The organism is Sciscionella sediminilitoris, assembly GCF_000737195.2.
Classification (GTDB): Bacteria; Actinomycetota; Actinomycetes; order Mycobacteriales; family Pseudonocardiaceae; genus Sciscionella; species Sciscionella sediminilitoris.
In genome coordinates this window covers 17,056-33,890 of record NZ_JALM01000036.1, presented here as the reverse complement: position 1 = coordinate 33,890, position 16,835 = coordinate 17,056, and the positions used below count along the sequence as shown (strand labels likewise).

Here is a 16,835-nt window from a genome sequence, read left to right as displayed (position 1 = left end):
CTCAGGGGTTCAGCGGTTTGCGCCTGCGGGTGAGCAGCACCGCGATCGCGCGCCAGCCGAGCAGGAAGACGCCGAGGAAGATCCCGGCCACGATGATGAACGAGACCTCGGTGCCCTGCCCGGAGACCACGCGCAGCACCATGCCGAGCACGAGCGTGGCCAGCCAGACCGGAACACCGGTCCGGGGCACCGAGATCGGTGCGCGCCAGGCGAGGCAGGCCACCCAGCCGATGACCGTGCCCGCGAGGAAAGGCCACAGCGTCTCGGCGATACCGGACACGGTGATGCCCTCCGCGTGCGAACTTCGCCCGATCACCACGAAGACGAGCACGACGAGCACATCGAGCACGGCGGCGCTGAGCACGGTCCTTGGCGACATGCCTCAAGTGTGGCTCACCCGGCCGGTGCGGGCGCGCGCAGGTGCTCAGGCTCACCCATGTGATGCGGCATGCGCCAGCCGCGTGCGAGCTCGGAGGAATGCACGGGCTGCCCCTCGCCGAAGTACTCGCAGAACTTCATGATCAGCGGATCCCACTTCAGCGGGTCGATGTAGTCGGTGCCCGGGATGACCAGGTCCTCGTCGACGTGCACCCGCCGCGTATCGGCCTGGAAGGCAGTGACCCCGCGCCGGAAGAACGGCCCCGCGTCGACCACCGCGCACTCGATCTGCACCGGGCACTCCAGGATCCGGGCGGCGCCGACGATCTCGGATTCCTGTTCGGTGAGCCCGGCCGCGCCGAACTTGTCCGGCTCATGAGTGTATCCGCGCGCGATCTTGTGTTCGGGCACCTCGGGTTCCCCGGTGACCAAGGCGATCCGGTTCACCGGCGCGGCCTGCTGCGCGGACGGGAGGTTCAGCACGCATTCCCGTTCGCGCAGCATGTTCCGCGCGGTCCGGGAGGAATCGTTCATGCCGAGCATGCATGTCGTGCCGAGCCACCAGGCCGAGGACATCGGTCCGATGTTCGTGCTCCCGTCCGGATTCCTGGTCGTGATGAGCACGACGGGAGTGCCGAAATAGAACACCTTGAGATCGATCGCTGTGTGCATGCCCCGATCCTGCGCCGACTTCCGTGACCGGTGCTGGCGGAAAACGGTCACGGCAACCGGTTCGGCGTCGCCGGGTCGAGGCGGGCGAGCTCCCCGGATTCGAGCGCGGTCCACACCGAACCGTGCGCGTCCACGGTGATCCCGTGCGGTTCGGTGTCCGGGGCGATCGGGTGCACCGCGACGGTGCCATCGGCGTGGATCCGGCCGAGCGCCCCGGAACCCCATGCGGTGAACCAGCAACCGCCCGCACCGTCCGGAGTGACCGCGTGCGGCCGGCTCGCGCCTTCGGGAAGCGGGAATTCGGTGATCCGTCCCGCGGCGTCGATCCAGCCGATCCGGTCGGCGAGCAGTTCGGTGAACCAGCAACCGCCGGAATCCGCCGCGATCCCGACCGGTCCGGCGGACTCGGTCGGCAGCGGATGGGTGCGCACCTCGCCCGCTACCGTCATGCTGGCGATCGCGTTGGCCTGGTTCAGGGTGAACCACAGCGCGCTTTCCGGGCCGGAGGTGATCATCGCGGGGAAGTTTCCGGTGCCGGGCAGGGGAAATTCCGTGATCTCTCCGCCCGGCGTGCAGCGGCCGATGCGGTCGGTGTTCATCTCGGTGAACCACAGTGCCGCGTCCGGACCGCACGTGATGCCGTACGGCCCGGCATCCGCGCTCGGCAGGCCGAACATACGCACCGTGCCCTCGGCCGTGATCCTGCCGATCCGGTGCGTCTGCCGTTCGGTGAACCACAGGGCTCCGTCCGGGCCCGCGGTGAGCACGAGCGGCTGGGACCCCGGCGGATCGAGGCGGTACAGCGCACCCGTCGCGGTACCGATCCGCCCGTGCTCGATGTCGGTGAACCAGGCGAGCCCATCCGGACCGATCGCGATCCCGTACGGCGCGCTGTCCCCATCGGCGACCGGGATCCGGGTGATCATGTGGCCGAGCTTAGCCGCGCACCGAGTTATCCACAGGCCTCATGCAGTTGTGCACAGACAAACCCCAGGTCAGCGGATTTGTGCAGAGTCTGTGGATAACTTGTACACAGTGGGGATCGACGTTCGGCGCCACCTCGGGCATGCTCGCGCCTGTGCGGAATGTACTCGTGACCGACGGCGGGCTGGCGACCGAGCTGGAGGCGCGCGGCCAGGACCTGTCCGACCCGCTGTGGTCGGCGCGGGTGCTGCTCGAACAACCGGAAGCGATCACCGAGGTGCACCGGGCGTTCTTCGCGGCGGGCGCGGTCATCGCCACGACGGCGAGCTACCAGGCCAGTTTCGAAGGCTTCGCCGCACGCGGGCTGGACGCGGCACAGACCGGGAACCTGTTGCGGCGCAGTGTGGAACTGGCCCGCGCGGCCGAGCCCGTCGACGGGATCCGCCGCTATACCGCCGCCTCGGTCGGGCCGTACGGGGCGGTGCTCGCCGATGGCTCGGAATACCGCGGCCGCTACGGGCTCGGCGTCCCCGAGCTCGCGGCATGGCACCGGCCGAGGCTGGAAACGCTCGCCGAGGCGGGTCCGGATCTCCTCGCGCTCGAGACGATTCCCGATCTGGACGAGGCGGACGCTTTGGTGCGGCTGCTGCCCGGTCTCGGTGTTCCCGCCTGGCTCAGCTTCACCATCGCCGAGGGGCGCACCCGGGCGGGACAGCCGCTCGCCGAAGCGTTCACCCTCGCCGCGGAAGTCCCCGAGGTCGTGGCGGTCGGGGTGAACTGCTGCGCCCCCGACGAGGTTCCGGAGGCCGTGGCACTGGCCGCCGAGGTCACCGGGAAGACGGTGGTCGCCTATCCGAACAGCGGTGAGGGGTGGAACGCGGAAACCGGGACCTGGACCGGCGATTCCCGGTTCTCCGCCGCACAGGCGCGTTCCTGGATCGAAGCGGGCGCGGGCATCATCGGCGGCTGCTGCCGGATTCGCGCGGGCGATATCGCCGAACTGGCCGCAGAGTGCGTCTGAGGGCTCTCGTCCGTCGCGAGCGGGAGTCGGGTCGGCGGTGCCTCTGCGGGACACCCGCACCCGGGATCAGCAAGCCGGAGGAAAGAACCACGTCGATCTGACATGTGAAGGTACTTCGCCGACGTTCATGCGAAGGTACTTCGCCGACGCTGCGGCGCAGCGGGACACGGAGTCCTCAGGCGTGCTCTTCGTCCACAAGGGATAGCTGGGTCCAAGCGACATCGTGCCAGGCGCCGAATTTCCAGCCGATCCGGCGATAGGTGCCGACCGGCTCGAAGCCCATGGCGCGGTGCAGCCCGGCGCTCGCTTCGTTGGGCAGCGTCATCCCGGCGACCGCCGTGGTGAACCCGAGCGCGGCGAGCCGGGGCAGCAGCACCCCGTACAGTGCTTTGCCGAGCCCGGCACGACGGTGTTCCCGATCGAGGTAGACGCTCACCTCGCAGGCCCATCGATAGGCGGCGCGCGCCATGAACCGGCCAGCGTAGGCATAACCGAGCACGGTGCCCGCGTCCTCGGCGACCAGCCACAGGTGCGCCGCCGCGATGCGTTCGGCCATTTCCCCGGCACCCGGTGGTGTCGTCTCGAACGAGATCACGGTGTCCCGTACGTACGGCGCGTACACCTCGGCGCACGCCGCCGCATCCGCCTTGCCCGCGTCCCTGATCAGCAACCCCATGGCCGTCCAGCGTATGCCTTTCCCGCTACACCGGGGTTACGGCTACGTTACCGCAGCACGGTGTTCCGCAGCCCCGGCGCGGACGCGATCTCGGCCGCGGTGAACCGGTCGCGCACCCACTTCCCGGCCGAGAACAGCCGGGTCTGATCGGAGTAGTGCGGGGAGCTCGGATCGGCCGACTGCGAATAGGTGAGCAGCGTGGACGCCCGCGGCCCCCGCGCGGTGAACTCCACCGACTGAATGGAGCTGGAGCCGTGCACCACCTCGGTGTTGCCGCGCTTGGGATCCCACTGCGGCGTGATCACATCGAGCACCCCGAGTGCTTGCGGCCCGCCGTGAATCGGGATGCGTTCCCCGTTGCGGACGACGTACTGCCCCGCGGCCAGCGAGGTGTCCAGCGCGAGCCCGGCCGCGCGCAGTTCGCCGACCGCGTCCCGGAATGCCTTGCGCACTCCCGGGTCCCCGATGTTCAGCGTGTTCGGTGTGCTCAACGGGTGCCCTGGATCGAAGGGCACCAGCCACGGTGATCCGAGCTTGGCGACCTTCAGGAAGAATCGCTGGAACAACAGTGATCCCTTGCTCTGCAGGGAGAATCGTCCATCCCATGTGGACAGTGCGGAGCAGGCAGGCGAACCGGGCTCGAGTTCCGCGCACAACCGCGCGGTGTCCCGTCCCGCGAGCACCGCGGCCCTGCTGGTGTCCCGGAACAGCAGCTCTCGCATATTCGCCTCGGTGAATCCCTTGCCGGGCAAGCCATCCGTACCCGCGATCCGGCGCTGCGCGGTCAGGGTCCCCTCTTGGGTGCGGAGGCTGCGCTGGGTGCCGATATCGCCCATGGTCCGCGGATAATCGGTGAGCGGCTGGGCCGGATTGGTCAACCAGGCGCTGTCATTGGAGTTCGTCACGAAATCCGGGCGGCTCAGCTGCGGCTGTTTCGCCGGGCCGAGCAGCCCGGGCTGAACCGCCTCGGGATCGGTTGCCGGGCCGCAGTCCGAACGGGCCCCGTCCAGCACTGCGGTCCCGGTCGCCGCGTAGAGCTGCTTACCGAGCGCGGTCCCGCAGCGCGCCACATCGGAATCGGTGACATTCGGCGAGGCCTGCACATCCGAATACAGCGCGTTCCCCTGGCTGTCGCTGGCGATCGTGTTCACCCACGGGGATCCCTGGGTGGCCCGCAGAACCTGCGCGGCTCCCTTCGTGTTCCGCGCGGTGTCCAGGCCGAACCAGGTGTTGAGCGCCCGCATGTTCGCCGCGTTGACATCGTGCACCGAATACGCGGTTTTCCCCCAGGGCAGCGCGGTCCCATCGGGCATCGCCGTCACCACCGGCCCGTAGCGCGTGCGGTACACGGTCTTGCTGACCGGTTTCGCATCCCGCACCGGAACGGTCACCCTGGTGGCGCGCATCCGCTCCGGTTTGCCGTTCACCAGATAGCTGTGCGGATCCCCTGGCACGGTGGGATTCTCGAACAGGCTGTAGTTCGCGGAGGTGGAAACCGTGTGACTCCACGCGAAATCCGCGTTGTGCCCGATCTGCACGAGCGGGAACCCGAGCAGGCTCGCCCCGCTCACGTCGAACTTCCCCGGAATGGTCAACTGGTTCTGCCAGAATCGCTGCGAACCGTGCCAGGGATAGTGCGGGTTGCCCAGCAGCACGCTGGAGCGCCCCGGCGCGCTGCCCGCGCGGCCGATCGCGATCGCATTGCTGCCCCGATCCCGGTTCGCGTTACTGTTCCGCACCGAGGCGAGCACGTTTCCGCGGCTGGTTTCCGGGTCCGGGCGCGCGTTCACCATCGCATCGGCGAAGCTGTCCGTCCCGCCCGCGGTGGTCGCGTAGACGTGCCGGTACACGTCGAATTCGGTGATCGGGCGAACCCAGGGTTTCCCGGCACAGCGCGGATCGCCGATCTTCCCTGCGGCCAGGTATTTGTTGTAGCCCTGCACATAACCGCGCACCAGCTCGCGCACCTCGGCACGCGGGCCGTACGGCGGCGGGGCGGCGAGCATCCGGCGCACCGCACCCGTCGCGTCGAGCGAGCGGAAGAAGGCATCACTGTCCACATTGGACCTCGCGCCGGTGAGCCCGCTGTCCGGCTTCGCCTCGGCACCGAGGAACCGGGACCGTTCTCCGCGCACCGAGAGATAGACATCGGCGAGCGTGCAGATGTTGTCCTTGGCCGCGGCGAATCCGGATCCGTACCCGAGACCGGAGAAATCCCGCGCCAGGATGTGCGGGATTCCGTATTCGGTGTAGCGCAGGACCGCGCGCGAGCCGGGTGGCAATCCCTGCTCGCTCGCGGTCGCCGGGGTGGCGCCGATGCCGATGACCAGGGCGGTGAGCAATGCGAGGAGCAGCGTCCGATTGCGCATACCCCGGAAAGTTACGCCAGATCCGGCACCGGGCACATCATCCTAAGGAACCAATTCCGGGAAGGTGGCGCCGCGAATGCCGCAGAATGAACAGCGTGCCACTCCCGGCGAACACGGCGAGCGCCACCAGCAGCACCACGTAGCTGACCACCGCGCTCAGCGCCGCGAGCACCGCGGGAAGCAGGAAACCGGCATAGGCGAGCGCGTAGTAGACCCCGGTCAGCTCGGCCAGATCCGTCTTCCCGGCCAGCCGCTGCAGTTCGAGCAGGCCCGCCACGATCGCGATGCCGTAGGCGAAACCGAGCACGAACGCGGTACCGAGCGCGAGCCAGGGCGAATCGAAGATCGCGGCGACCGCGCTGACCACGAGCCCGAGGGTGAGCACGATCATCGCCACGACGACCGCGCGGGCACTGGTGTGCCGGTCGAGCCGTTTCGCGATCGGCTGGATCCCGATTCCCGCACCGAGCGCGCAGATCGTGAGCAGTGTGGAGTACGCGAGCCCCCAGTTGCCCAGTCGGTCCGCGACGACCTGCGGCATGGTCGCGTACGCGATGCCGAGCGAACCGAAGATCCACGGAGCCATCGGCGTGATCACCCGGCGAAACCGGGGATGGCGCACCCGGCCGAATCCGCCGGAGGGCCCTTCGATGCCACCGGTTTCCCTGGTCCCCGGAAGCACCGCGAGCACGGCGATCGTGAGCACGATGTGCACCAGATAGGGCAGTTCCATCGGGAACGGGGCCCACTGGGCGAGCACCCCGGCCACTCCGGGGCCGAGACACAGCCCGAGGGTGAGCCACAGCGCCGCGCGCCGGGTGCCCAGATCGGCCGCACTGCCCGGCTCCGCGTCCGCGAGCTCCTTGACCCAGGTGGAGCCGACCGCCATCGCCACGGCGACCCCGAATCCGGAGACCAACCGCCCCGCGGCGAGCCAGCCGAGGCCGAGCTCACCGAGGGCGAGCAGCACCGAGGCGGCAAGGGAGAGCAGGGTTCCCGCGAACAGCACCGGTTTGCGCCCGTACCGGTTCGCGAGCCGTCCGGAGGTCAGCAGCCCGGGAACCAGGCCGAGTACATAGGCGCCGAGCAATACGTCCACGGTGACCGCCGAGTACCCGGCCTCCCGGTACATGACGAGCAGCGGGGTGAACTGGTTTCCGCCCCAGCCACAGCAGAACATCGCCGCGGCCACGGGGATCCAGCCGCCGGTCCTGGTGACGGACGGCTGATCGAGTGTCGCGGTCATTGCCGGTGCGTCCGGTCGAGGTGTTCGCGCAGCGCCGCGCCGAATCCGGGGACATCGGCCTGTTCCACCTTGCGCAGCAGCCCGAGATGGTCGGTGAGCACCACCTCGTACGGCGTGGGACCGGGGCCGAGCGCGTGCATGCTCATCCGCCGCTGCCGATCGGCGAGCGTCACGTAGAACCGCATGGTCAGCTTGTTCCCACCGGCCTCGACGATCGCGCGGTGAAAGGATTCGTCGGCCTCGGCGAAGGCAGCGAGGTCATCGCGTTCGGCGTGCCCCTCCTGCACCACGAGCGCGGCGCGCAACCGCTCCACCGCCTCCTCGATCCCGCCGCGCGCGGCAAGCCTGCGTACCGCCGCGGTCTCGATCGCCTCGCGCGCATCGAGCACATCCTCGGCCTCGCCGGGCGGAACCGGCACCACGACGGCGCCACGCTTCGGGATCAGGGTGAGCAGATCCTCGGCCTGCAGGCGCAGAAACGCTTCCCGGACCGGGGTTCGGCTGATCCCGAGGCGTTCGGCGATCTCTCCCTCGCTGAACAGGTGCCCGCCCGGCAGTTCCCCCGTCAGGACCAGTTCCTTGGTGACCGCGTAGGCGCGATCGGCCGCGGGCTCAACCACGATCGGCTCCCAGCACAGATGCAAGCATGTATCTATGCTATCTCCGCGCGGTGACCACGCCAATGCGGCAGTGGTCACAGGGCGCTAGGAGCTCTTCAAATGGCGGGCGATCACCATGCGCTGGATCTGGTTGGTGCCCTCGAAGATCTGCGGCACCTTCGCCTCGCGCATGTACCGCTCGACCGGGAAGTCGCGGGTGTACCCGGCGCCGCCGAACACCTGGACCGCGTCCGTGGTCACCTTCATGGCGGCATCGGTCGCGACGAGTTTCGCGATCGATGCCTGCTTGGCGAACGCCAGACCGGCATCGCGGCGGCGGGCCGCGTCCACGTACATGGCGCGCGCGGTCTCCACGGCCGCCGCCATGTCCGCGAGCAGGAATTCGATGCCCTGGAAATCGGCGATCGGCTGGCCGAACTGGTTGCGCCCCTTGGCATAGGCGACCGCCTCGTCGAGCGCGGCACGGGCCAGGCCGACCGCGCAGGCCGCGATGCCGAGGCGCCCGGAATCCAGCGCGGACAACGCGATCGGCAGCCCCTGTCCCTCGTCGCCGAGCAGCCGGTCGGCGTCCACCTCGACGTTCGAGAAGACCAGCTGGGTGGTCGGCGAACCGGTGAGCCCCATCTTCTTCTCCGGTGGTGTGGCTTCGAGCCCCGGACTCGCGGCGTCCACCAGGAAGCAGGAGATCCCGCGCGAACCGTCTCCGGTGCGCGCCATCAACTTGTAGTAGTCGGCGACCCCGCCGTGCGTGATCCAGGCCTTCGTTCCGTTGATCCGGTACCGCGCGCCCTCGGCCTCCGCGCGGGTGCTCATCGAGGCCGGATCGGAACCCGCGTTCGTCTCGGAAAGCGCGTAGCCACCGAGCAACTCCCCGCCGAGCATGTCCGGAAGCCAGCGATCCCGCTGCGCATCGGTGCCGTACTCGGCGAGCGCGTAGCAGGACATGGTGTGCACCGAAAGGCCGACACCGACGGTCATCCAGGCCGCGGCGAGCTCTTCGAGACAGGCCAGGTACACCTCGTAACCGAGCCCGGCACCACCCCAGCGCTCCTGGTACGGAAGGCCGAGCAGCCCGCTGCGCCCCAGCAGCCGGAACTGCTCGCGCGGAAACCGTTCCGCCGCCTCGTATTCGGCACTGATCGGCGCAAGCTCCTCGCGCGCGATCTCGGTGACGAGCTTGAGCAGATCGGCCGCTTCCTGGTTGGGCAGGAGTCGTTCGACTGGCACCACAAACCCTCCGAAAGTCCCCACGTAATCTTCTCGGGGAACTTTACCCGCGCCGTATCCAAGGAGTCCACGTGATCGTCGTCGGCGGAGAATCGCTCGTTGACCTTGTGCCAACCGAGCACGGGAGGCTGATGGACCCGACACTCGGCGGCGGCCCGTACAACGCCGCGCTCGCCGCCGGACGCCTCGGTTCGCCGACCGCGTTCTGCTCGCGCCTTTCCACCGATCGGTTCGGCGCCGAACTGCTCGCCCGCCTCGAGGAGTCCGGAGTGCGCACCGAACTGCTGCAGCGCGGACCGGAACCGACGACGATGGCGGTGGTCTCGCTCGACGAACAGCGCACGGCCAGCTACAGCTTCTACGTCGCGGGCACCGCGGACCGGCTGTTCACCGATCCGGGCCCACTGCCCGCCGAGGTCACCGCGCTGTCGCTGGCCAGCTTCGGCGCCATGGTGCTCGAACCGGGGGCCAGCGCCTACGAGGTGATGCTGCATCGCGAAGCGGCCCGCGGGATCGTCACCATGCTCGACCCGAACATCCGGACCGCGCTGATCTCCGATGCCGGGGCCTGCCGTGCACGGTTCCGCTCCTGGCTGCCCTCGGTCGGGGTGCTCAAGCTCTCCGATGTCGACGCGGAATGGCTCGCCGGGGACCAGCCGGTCGAGGAAGCCCTCGAGCAGTGGTGCGCCTCGGGCCCGGCCGCCGTGGTGTTCACCAAGGGCGGGGACGGCATCGAACTGCGCACTCCGAACGGGGACCGGATCGAGGTGCCCGCGGTGCCGGTGACGGTCGCGGACACCATCGGCGCCGGGGACACCGTGCACGGGGCTTTGCTTGCCTGGCTGGACAAGAACGGGATCCAGGACCGCGCCGCGCTCGAGTCGCTGACCGCCCAGCAGTGGTCCGAGGCGCTGCGCTATGCCGGAAAGGCCGCGTCGATCACCGTTTCCCGCGTCGCGGCGGAACCCCCGTACGCAGCGGAAATGGTGTGAATATCGCCACCGAACGCTGCGTGATTTCTCACGTCGTTATGCTTAATCGCGCTGCGAAGACTAGCGTATGCATCGAACACACTAGGACTGAAACCCCAACGGGGTGGTGTACGGGTCGGGCCGTCGCGAACCTACCGGTTTCCCAGACGTCCGCATGCGCGCACGCCCCGTCCAACGCGTGAAGAGGAACGTGCATGCCAGACGCGGCCAACCCAACCCAAACCGTCGCGCTGCGCCACGACGATGGTGAATACGAGCTTGCGGTACGCCAGCCCACCGAGGGCGCGCCGGGCCTCGACCTGGGCAAACTGTTGGCGTCGACCGGATACGTGACCCTTGATCCCGGTTTCGTGAACACCGCTTCGTGCTCCTCGGAGATCACCTATATCGATGGCGATGCGGGTATTCTTCGTTACCGCGGGTACCCGATCGAACAGCTCGCGGAGCGGTCGAATTTCATCGAGGTCTCGTATCTGCTGATTTACGGCGAACTGCCGACCAAGGCGCAATACGAGGATTTCGCCGAGCGGATCGCGCGGCACACCTTGCTGCACGAGGACCTCAAGCGATTCTTCGACGGCTTTCCCCGCGACGCACACCCGATGCCGGTGCTCTCCTCCGCGGTGTCCGCTTTGTCGACCTTCTACCAGGACTCGCTGAACCCCTTCGACGAACCGAACGTCGAACTGTCCACCGTGCGCCTGCTCGCGAAGCTGCCGACGATCGCCGCGTACGCCTACAAGAAGTCGGCGGGCCAGCCCTTCCTGTACCCGGACAACTCGCTGGGGCTGGTGGACAACTTCCTGCGGATGACCTTCGGGCTGCCCGTGGAGCCCTACGAGATCGACCCCGATTTCGCCAAGGCGCTGGACCTGCTGTTCATCCTGCACGCCGATCACGAGCAGAACTGCTCCACCTCGACCGTGCGGCTCGTCGGCTCCTCCGAGGCCAACCTGTTCGCCTCCATCTCCGCGGGCATCAACGCCCTGTTCGGCCCGCTGCACGGTGGTGCGAACGCCGCGGTGCTCAACATGCTCGAGGGCATCCGGGACAACCACGGTGATGTGGACACCTTCGTGAAGAAGGTGAAGAACAAGGAAGACGGCGTGAAGCTGATGGGCTTCGGGCACCGGGTCTACAAGAACTACGACCCGCGCGCGAAGATCATCGCCGCGACCGCCGAGCGGATCATCGGCAAGCTCGGTGGCGACGACGAACTGCTCGACATCGCCAAGAAGCTCGAGCAGCGGGCCCTCGAGGACGACTACTTCGTGGAGCGCAAGCTCTACCCGAACGTCGACTTCTACACCGGGCTCATCTACCGGGCCATGGGCTTCCCGACCAAGATGTTCACCGTGCTGTTCGCGCTCGGCCGGCTGCCCGGCTGGATCGCGCACTGGCGGGAGATGATCAACGACCCGGCCAACAAGATCGGCCGCCCGCGCCAGCTGTACACGGGTGCCGCCGCCCGCGACTTCGTGGAGCTGGACAAGCGCTGAGCTGACAGCGCACCACACGCTCGCCCTGGTCTGCCGCGTCAAGGGGACATCCCCTTGTGCACGCGGTGACCAGGGCGAAATGCTGTCCGGGCAAGGGTTTTCGGGGTTTCAGCGTTTCGCGGCCCAGCCGTAGCCGAGCCGATAGCGGTCGGCGACCATGATCAGCTCGTCCACCTCGAGCACCCTGGATCCGGTGCTCGCGATGCGGGTGACGGTCAGGACCGGGATCCCGTCGGCGAGGCCGAGCGCGGCGCGCTCCTCCGCGGTCGGCATGCGGGCGCCCACCTCCTCGGTGTATTCGGTCGCCGCTTCGATCCCTGGACAGGGCCCGGTCTGTTCCAGTGCGGTGCCCTGGGTGAGTTCCCTCGGCAGCCGGGCGGTGGCGAGCACGACCGCCCGCCGATCGGCGCGCAGCACCCGATCCCGCACCGTGACCTCCATATCCGGTTCGATGCCGAGGATCGCCGCGATCCGCGCATCGGCCGGTTCGAACCACACCCGCACCGCCCAGGTTCCGGTGAACTCCCCTTCCGGTGCTGTCCGCGCGAGCCGGTCGATTCGCGGCCGAGGGCTCGCGATCGCACCACGGCCGTGTTCGACGTGCACCAGCCCCTCATTGCGCAGCAGCTGAATCGCCTGGCGGACCGTCGGCCGGGAAATCTCGTACTCGCTCGCGAGCGTGCGCTCCGAAGGCAACACCTGGCCAGGTTCGATCTGGGCCGCGCGAATACGTTCACGCAGCCGGGCGGCAACCCGCTGATACTGCGGTGTCTCGATTCCAGCCATCAGCTCCATCGTATGCGGCGGACTCGAACTTGACTAGTAGTCTAGTCTACTTCTAGATTGGTCAATACCACTTAGACGAGTTGCGTGAGCCGCACAGTGAGGAGCCCCCGACGATGCACCCTTGGCCGCCCGAGGACTGCCCCGATGAACCGGTCGCCGATCGCGCCACGTTCGACGCCATACTGGACACCATCGTGACCGAGTGCAAGCCGCGATTGTTCGCCATAACCCAGGAATTCGGCGACCGCATGGACGGCCGGATCGCCTGCTGGGGCCTGCAGTTTCCAGAGCACGTTCGGTTGGTGTTCGATATCGTCGACGCGCGGAAAGTTCCGATCCGGCTCCCCACTCGGGGGCACGCTCTCCGAATGTTCGCCAAGCCCGGTGCGCCGGGAGTTCCCGATGTACGCGCGCGGCTGACCTGGCTGGACCAAGGATGACTGGTCGTGGTCACTACCTGACCGCTTCGGTAGCCGCAGCTCTTCGATCACGGACCCCACGGTGAACAGGTCCTCGAAACGCTGCTTTTGCCGACACCACAAGGCATACACCCGATCCACGGTCACCGCATCCAACCGCGCCCGCTCCCGATCACAAACACAGATCGCCTCGATAAGCGAATCCTCATCGACCCCAGTGCTCATGAATTCATGAGATACCACAAATTGATTTAATTCACAGTCCGTTCAGTGTCCGACTGACCAGATCAGCCACCGTGGCAACCAATTCCGGTGAGCGCGCAACGCCGTAGCCGAGCCGGTGGGCCAGCACATCCTCGGCGTCCAGCGCACCCGCATTGCGCACGGCGAGTACGACCTCGGCCGCGGTGTGCGTGGTACCCGGAAGGGTCCTGCCGAGTTCGGGATCCAGTTCGGCGAGCGCGGCCGCTCCGTTGTTCTGTGTTCCGGACAAGGTCAGTTCGCTTGTCGCACAAGGGGAACCGGTCACCCCGCTCGCCCTGATCGCGGCATCGGCGACCTCCCGGGCACCCAGCTGGTTCCCGCCATGCACGAGGAGAATCCCGTCCCGCGCATCCACCCGGTATCGCGGCCACGCCCACAAACCGTCCACTGTGGACCCGAACAGCAGGTGCTGCGAATCGAGCGGAAAGGCGCTCGAGGAGCGGGTGACCAGACCGGCCCGCTCGTCACCGGGCAGCACGGACCAGGACCGCGGCCGGTGCGGATCGGTCACCCGGATCACCACGCGCGCCCGGATCGAGCACTGCGCCCCGGTACGCAGATCGGTGGCGAGCGCGCCGGTGGCCAGCAACGCATCGGCGCGCAGGTGGGAAAGGATCCGCGCCCCCGCACCCGCGGCAGTACGGCACAGGGCGAGAACATAACCGGTCGAGTCCGGGATCCAGACGGTGAACGCGAGCAGCGCACCACGCAGATCGGTTTGCCGCAGGCCGGGAAGCAGCGCAAGTGCCTCGGCGACCGGGATCCGCCTGGAGGGTGGCAGCAGCCGCGCGGGTATCCGGGCACCGATCCGCTGCCCGTCGGCGATCCGCAGGCGAGCGGCCAGCGAGCGCCCGGAATCCGCGCCGTACAACGGAAAGACGACCGGCAGCGGGCGCACCAAGGCGGGCGCGATCCGCAGCTGCGCCGCCTGCTCGGCCATCGCGCGCCTGCCCAGCGCGAAAACCGGTGGTTCAGGAAAACTCGCCGCGGCCAGGTCACCGGGTGCCAGCAGACAGACCGAAAGCCCGCGCGCGGCGGCATCGAGCGCGGTCGCCGCGGCTACCGCGCCCTGTCCGGCGACGAGCACGTCGACACGTTCCCCCGCGGCGAGCGCCTCCAGTTCCCGCGCCCGCCGCGCGGCGTTCAGGGCATCAGATACGGACAAGCATCTTGCCCGTATTGGCCCCGCTCAACAGGTCGATGAAGGCCTGCGGGGTGTTCTCCAGACCGTCCACAATGGTCTCCCGGTAGCTGACGCTGCCGTTGACCACGAGCGGGGCGACCTCCTTGGTGAACTCGCCCGCCATATCGTAGTTGTCGCTGACGATGAACCCGCGGATGGCGATCCGCTTCGAAACGATGAAGAACAGGTTCCGCGGTCCGGGCTCGGGCTTTTCGTTGTTGTACTGGGAGATCGCGCCACATGCGGCGATCCGGCCGAAATCGTTCATCGCGAACAGTGCGGCCTCGAGGTGGTCCCCGCCGACGTTGTCGAAGTACACGTCGATGCCGTCCGGAGCCGCGGCACGCAGCGATTCGGCGACCGGGGCGTCCTTGTAGTTGAAGGCCTCGTCGAAACCGACTTCCTCTTTCAGGTAACGGACTTTCTCCGCCGAGCCCGCGCTGCCGATGACCTTCGACGCGCCGAACTGCTTGGCGAGCTGACCGGCGAGCGAACCGACCGCTCCGGCCGCGCCTGACACGAAGACGACATCCCCTTCCTTGAATTCCGCCATGCGAATCAGCCCCACATAGGCGGTCATCCCGGGCATACCGAGCACCCCGAGGTAGGCCGAGGAGGGCGCGGCCGCGGTGTCGATCTTGCGCGCGCTGCCCGCGGAGACGATGGCCTTGTCCCGCCAGCCGAGGCCGTGCAGCACATGGTCACCTACGGCGAACTTCTCGCTGCGGGATTCGAGAACCTCGCCGACCGCGCCGCCCCACATGGCCTTGCCGACCTGAAACGGCGGGGCATAACTGCGCCCCTCGTTCATCCAGCCGCGCATCGCCGGGTCCAGGCTGATGAACTCGTTGCGCACCAGGATCTGCCCGTCCTCGAGCCCGGGAAGCGGGGTCTCGACCAGAGTGACGTTCTCCAGCTTCGGCCACCCGCTCGGCCGGGACGCAAGGTGAAATTCGCGGGCATTCTCGGTCATTCTCGTTCCTCCATGTGTTCAGCGAAAAAGGAAAGCACCCGCCGCCAGGCGTGCTCGCTCTCCTCGTGGCAGTAGCCGAATCCGGTGAATTTCGCGAGCACGTTCAGCGGGCCGGCGATCCGGTTGGCGAAACTGTGCCCGGCGTTCGGATATTCCATGACATCGTGCGGGATGTTCCGCTCGGTCAGTTCGGTCTCCAGTTTCTCCGCCGCTCTGGGAAGGGTGCGGTCCTTCTTGCCGAAGCTCGCCACGATCGGGCAAGCCTCGTCCAGGACGGAGAGATCCTTGGGCAGCTGCCCGTAGTACGGAGCCGAGGCGTCGAAGCCTTTCGCGGCGGCGACGAGCGCGAACCCGCCACCCATACAGAATCCGACGACCCCCACTTTTCCGGTGCAGTCCGGGCGATCGGCGAGCAGGCCGCGTGCGGCGTCGATATCGTCGAAGGCCTGGCCCCGCCCGGAGAGCATGGCGCGGAACACGGTCTTGATGCACCGGATCCCGCCTCGGCTGTACAGGTTCGGGGCGAGTGCGAGATAACCGGAGCTGGCGAACCGCTCGGTGATCGCCTTGGTGTCATCGGAGAGGCCGATCGCATCGTGGATGACCACGACACCGGGATGGCTACCGGCACGCAGCGGCTCGGCGAGATAGCCGTCGATCTGATCGCCGGAGATGGTGGGAACGGTGATATCCATACACCAAGACCGTACTCACCGGTAGCTCATCCGAGAAGCCGTGTCAGGAACCCGATCAGGTCAGCTCGGACCTCCTCGGCATTGGTCTCGTTGAACAGTTCGTGCCTGCCCCCTGGGTAGATCCGTTCGGTGAACGCGAGACCCCGGATCCGGTCCATGCCCGTCCTGGTCTCGGCGATCGGCACCAGCTCGTCCTCGTCCCCGTGCACCCACAGGCAGGGCAGCGCATCGCCGAGCGGATGGTCGAAGTCGATCGTGGTCAGGCACCGGTCGATCGCCTCGAGGGTGGCGCGCTTGAACGGGCCGTGCCAGACCAGTGGGTCCTGGGTGTAGGCCTGCCCGACGGCCGGATCCCGGGACAGCGTGGACACATCGATCGGCTCGTCCGGGATCTCGTCGTACTCGAGCTGATCGACCGCCTGCCAGGTGCCCAGCACCGGGCTGGAGAGCACGAGCGCGGTCAGATCCTCCGGGAACCGCTGGGCGTACCGCGCGGCGATCATCCCGCCGAGCGAGTGGCCGAGCAGCACCAGCGGAAGGCCGGGATATTCGGTGCCCGCCCACTGCGCGACGCGCCGCACATCGTCCACGACCGGTTCGAAGTCCTCGATGAGCACCCGCTCCCCCTCGGACTCCCCGTGCCCCACGTGGTCGGCGCCGACCACCGCGGCCCCCGCCGCGCACAGCGCCTCCGCGAGCGGACCGTATCGGCCGAGGTGCTCACCGTAACCGTGGGAGAGCACGACCAGGAATCGCGCGGAGGAATTCGGCCAGTGCCGCACGGCAAGGGTTCCTGCATGACCCGGCAAAGCGAGCGAATTCATGGCTCAAGTCCAGCACAATCACCAGAGTGAGCGACGCCTCACCCAATAGTGTGAAACAATTAGTACA

The 16,835-nt window shown here is 67.9% G+C and carries 17 protein-coding genes; 3 read left to right on the top strand and 14 right to left on the bottom strand.

The window, feature by feature from the left end; genetic code table 11:
* Position 1 precedes the first annotated feature (1 nt).
* From AD72_RS16530 to AD72_RS16520, 3 genes are read right to left on the bottom strand one after another with little or no spacing between them, the layout of a single operon-like run.
* Positions 2-379: a DUF3054 domain-containing protein gene (locus AD72_RS16530; protein ID WP_031467415.1), complete on the bottom strand. Its 378-nt coding sequence runs from the start codon at positions 377-379 to the stop codon at positions 2-4.
* A gap of 14 nt (positions 380-393) precedes the next feature.
* Complete coding sequence (locus tag AD72_RS16525) at positions 394-1,050, bottom strand: flavin reductase family protein (protein WP_031467414.1); 657 nt, start codon at positions 1,048-1,050, stop codon at positions 394-396.
* Positions 1,051-1,097: 47 nt separating this feature from the next.
* Positions 1,098-1,976, bottom strand: a complete 879-nt coding sequence (locus tag AD72_RS16520; RefSeq protein ID WP_031467413.1) for a Vgb family protein — start codon at positions 1,974-1,976, stop codon at positions 1,098-1,100.
* A 140-nt stretch (positions 1,977-2,116) separates the two neighbouring features.
* On the opposite strand from AD72_RS16520, the gene mmuM reads away from it, so the two are divergent.
* Positions 2,117-2,995, top strand: a complete 879-nt coding sequence (gene mmuM, locus AD72_RS16515; protein WP_031467412.1) for a homocysteine S-methyltransferase — start codon at positions 2,117-2,119, stop codon at positions 2,993-2,995.
* 175 nt (positions 2,996-3,170) lie between these two features.
* Here the strand turns inward: mmuM and AD72_RS16510 are convergent, their stop codons facing one another.
* The 5 genes from AD72_RS16510 to AD72_RS16490 form a co-directional block, all read right to left on the bottom strand.
* A complete protein-coding gene (locus tag AD72_RS16510) occupies positions 3,171-3,671 on the bottom strand; it encodes a GNAT family N-acetyltransferase (protein ID WP_031467411.1) in 501 nt (166 codons plus the stop codon).
* A gap of 47 nt (positions 3,672-3,718) precedes the next feature.
* Positions 3,719-6,040 (bottom strand): penicillin acylase family protein, encoded by a 2,322-nt coding sequence (locus AD72_RS16505; protein WP_031467410.1) that lies wholly within the window; start codon positions 6,038-6,040, stop codon positions 3,719-3,721.
* Between the two features lie 37 nt (positions 6,041-6,077).
* Positions 6,078-7,286 (bottom strand): MFS transporter, encoded by a 1,209-nt coding sequence (locus AD72_RS16500; RefSeq protein WP_031467409.1) that lies wholly within the window; start codon positions 7,284-7,286, stop codon positions 6,078-6,080.
* Positions 7,283-7,906, bottom strand: coding sequence for a GntR family transcriptional regulator (locus AD72_RS16495; RefSeq protein WP_031467408.1), 624 nt, complete (start codon positions 7,904-7,906; stop codon positions 7,283-7,285). The genes AD72_RS16500 and AD72_RS16495 overlap by 4 nt, the downstream gene beginning before the upstream one ends.
* 84 nt (positions 7,907-7,990) lie before the next feature.
* Complete coding sequence (locus AD72_RS16490; protein WP_031467407.1) at positions 7,991-9,133, bottom strand: acyl-CoA dehydrogenase family protein; 1,143 nt, start codon at positions 9,131-9,133, stop codon at positions 7,991-7,993.
* Positions 9,134-9,204: 71 nt separating this feature from the next.
* On the opposite strand from AD72_RS16490, the gene AD72_RS16485 reads away from it, so the two are divergent.
* Together AD72_RS16485 and AD72_RS16480 are read left to right on the top strand one after the other, a co-directional pair.
* Complete coding sequence (locus tag AD72_RS16485; protein WP_031467406.1) at positions 9,205-10,125, top strand: carbohydrate kinase family protein; 921 nt, start codon at positions 9,205-9,207, stop codon at positions 10,123-10,125.
* 194 nt (positions 10,126-10,319) lie between these two features.
* Positions 10,320-11,624, top strand: coding sequence for a citrate synthase (locus AD72_RS16480; protein WP_031467405.1), 1,305 nt, complete (start codon positions 10,320-10,322; stop codon positions 11,622-11,624).
* 108 nt (positions 11,625-11,732) lie between these two features.
* Here AD72_RS16480 and AD72_RS16475 read toward each other — a convergent pair whose 3' ends face one another.
* The 6 genes from AD72_RS16475 to AD72_RS16450 all read right to left on the bottom strand — a co-directional run bounded on the left by AD72_RS16475 (position 11,733) and on the right by AD72_RS16450 (position 16,768).
* Positions 11,733-12,410: a GntR family transcriptional regulator gene (locus AD72_RS16475; protein ID WP_231644864.1), complete on the bottom strand. Its 678-nt coding sequence runs from the start codon at positions 12,408-12,410 to the stop codon at positions 11,733-11,735.
* Between the two features lie 71 nt (positions 12,411-12,481).
* Positions 12,482-13,054 carry a hypothetical protein gene (locus tag AD72_RS36635; protein WP_156365230.1) on the bottom strand — a complete coding sequence of 191 codons (573 nt, stop codon included), beginning with the start codon at positions 13,052-13,054 and terminating at the stop codon, positions 12,482-12,484.
* 31 nt (positions 13,055-13,085) lie between these two features.
* Entirely contained in the window at positions 13,086-14,258 is a 1,173-nt protein-coding gene (locus AD72_RS16465) for an FAD-dependent oxidoreductase (protein ID WP_051898688.1), read from the bottom strand.
* Positions 14,245-15,249, bottom strand: a complete 1,005-nt coding sequence (locus tag AD72_RS16460) for an NADP-dependent oxidoreductase (RefSeq protein ID WP_031467401.1) — start codon at positions 15,247-15,249, stop codon at positions 14,245-14,247. Before AD72_RS16460 ends, AD72_RS16465 begins: the two co-directional genes overlap by 14 nt.
* Entirely contained in the window at positions 15,246-15,944 is a 699-nt protein-coding gene (locus AD72_RS16455; RefSeq protein ID WP_031467400.1) for a dienelactone hydrolase family protein, read from the bottom strand. The genes AD72_RS16460 and AD72_RS16455 overlap by 4 nt, the downstream gene beginning before the upstream one ends.
* A 26-nt stretch (positions 15,945-15,970) precedes the next feature.
* A complete protein-coding gene (locus tag AD72_RS16450; protein WP_031467399.1) occupies positions 15,971-16,768 on the bottom strand; it encodes an alpha/beta fold hydrolase in 798 nt (265 codons plus the stop codon).
* Between the last annotated feature and the right edge of the window lie 67 nt (positions 16,769-16,835).

Excerpts from the sequence above, each read along its gene's own strand:
- AD72_RS16530 (WP_031467415.1), bottom strand. The coding sequence starts at position 379 with ATGTCGCCAAGGACCGTGCTCAGCGCCGCCGTGCTCGATGTGCTCGTC.
- AD72_RS16525 (WP_031467414.1), bottom strand. The coding sequence starts at position 1,050 with ATGCACACAGCGATCGATCTCAAGGTGTTCTATTTCGGCACTCCCGTC.
- AD72_RS16520 (WP_031467413.1), bottom strand. The coding sequence starts at position 1,976 with ATGATCACCCGGATCCCGGTCGCCGATGGGGACAGCGCGCCGTACGGG.
- mmuM (WP_031467412.1), top strand. The coding sequence starts at position 2,117 with ATGCTCGCGCCTGTGCGGAATGTACTCGTGACCGACGGCGGGCTGGCG.
- AD72_RS16510 (WP_031467411.1), bottom strand. The coding sequence starts at position 3,671 with ATGGGGTTGCTGATCAGGGACGCGGGCAAGGCGGATGCGGCGGCGTGC.
- AD72_RS16505 (WP_031467410.1), bottom strand. The coding sequence starts at position 6,040 with ATGCGCAATCGGACGCTGCTCCTCGCATTGCTCACCGCCCTGGTCATC.
- AD72_RS16500 (WP_031467409.1), bottom strand. The coding sequence starts at position 7,286 with ATGACCGCGACACTCGATCAGCCGTCCGTCACCAGGACCGGCGGCTGG.
- AD72_RS16480 (WP_031467405.1), top strand. The coding sequence starts at position 10,320 with ATGCCAGACGCGGCCAACCCAACCCAAACCGTCGCGCTGCGCCACGAC.
- AD72_RS16475 (WP_231644864.1), bottom strand. The coding sequence starts at position 12,410 with ATGGCTGGAATCGAGACACCGCAGTATCAGCGGGTTGCCGCCCGGCTG.
- AD72_RS36635 (WP_156365230.1), bottom strand. The coding sequence starts at position 13,054 with ATGAGCACTGGGGTCGATGAGGATTCGCTTATCGAGGCGATCTGTGTT.
- AD72_RS16460 (WP_031467401.1), bottom strand. The coding sequence starts at position 15,249 with ATGACCGAGAATGCCCGCGAATTTCACCTTGCGTCCCGGCCGAGCGGG.
- AD72_RS16455 (WP_031467400.1), bottom strand. The coding sequence starts at position 15,944 with ATGGATATCACCGTTCCCACCATCTCCGGCGATCAGATCGACGGCTAT.
- AD72_RS16450 (WP_031467399.1), bottom strand. The coding sequence starts at position 16,768 with ATGAATTCGCTCGCTTTGCCGGGTCATGCAGGAACCCTTGCCGTGCGG.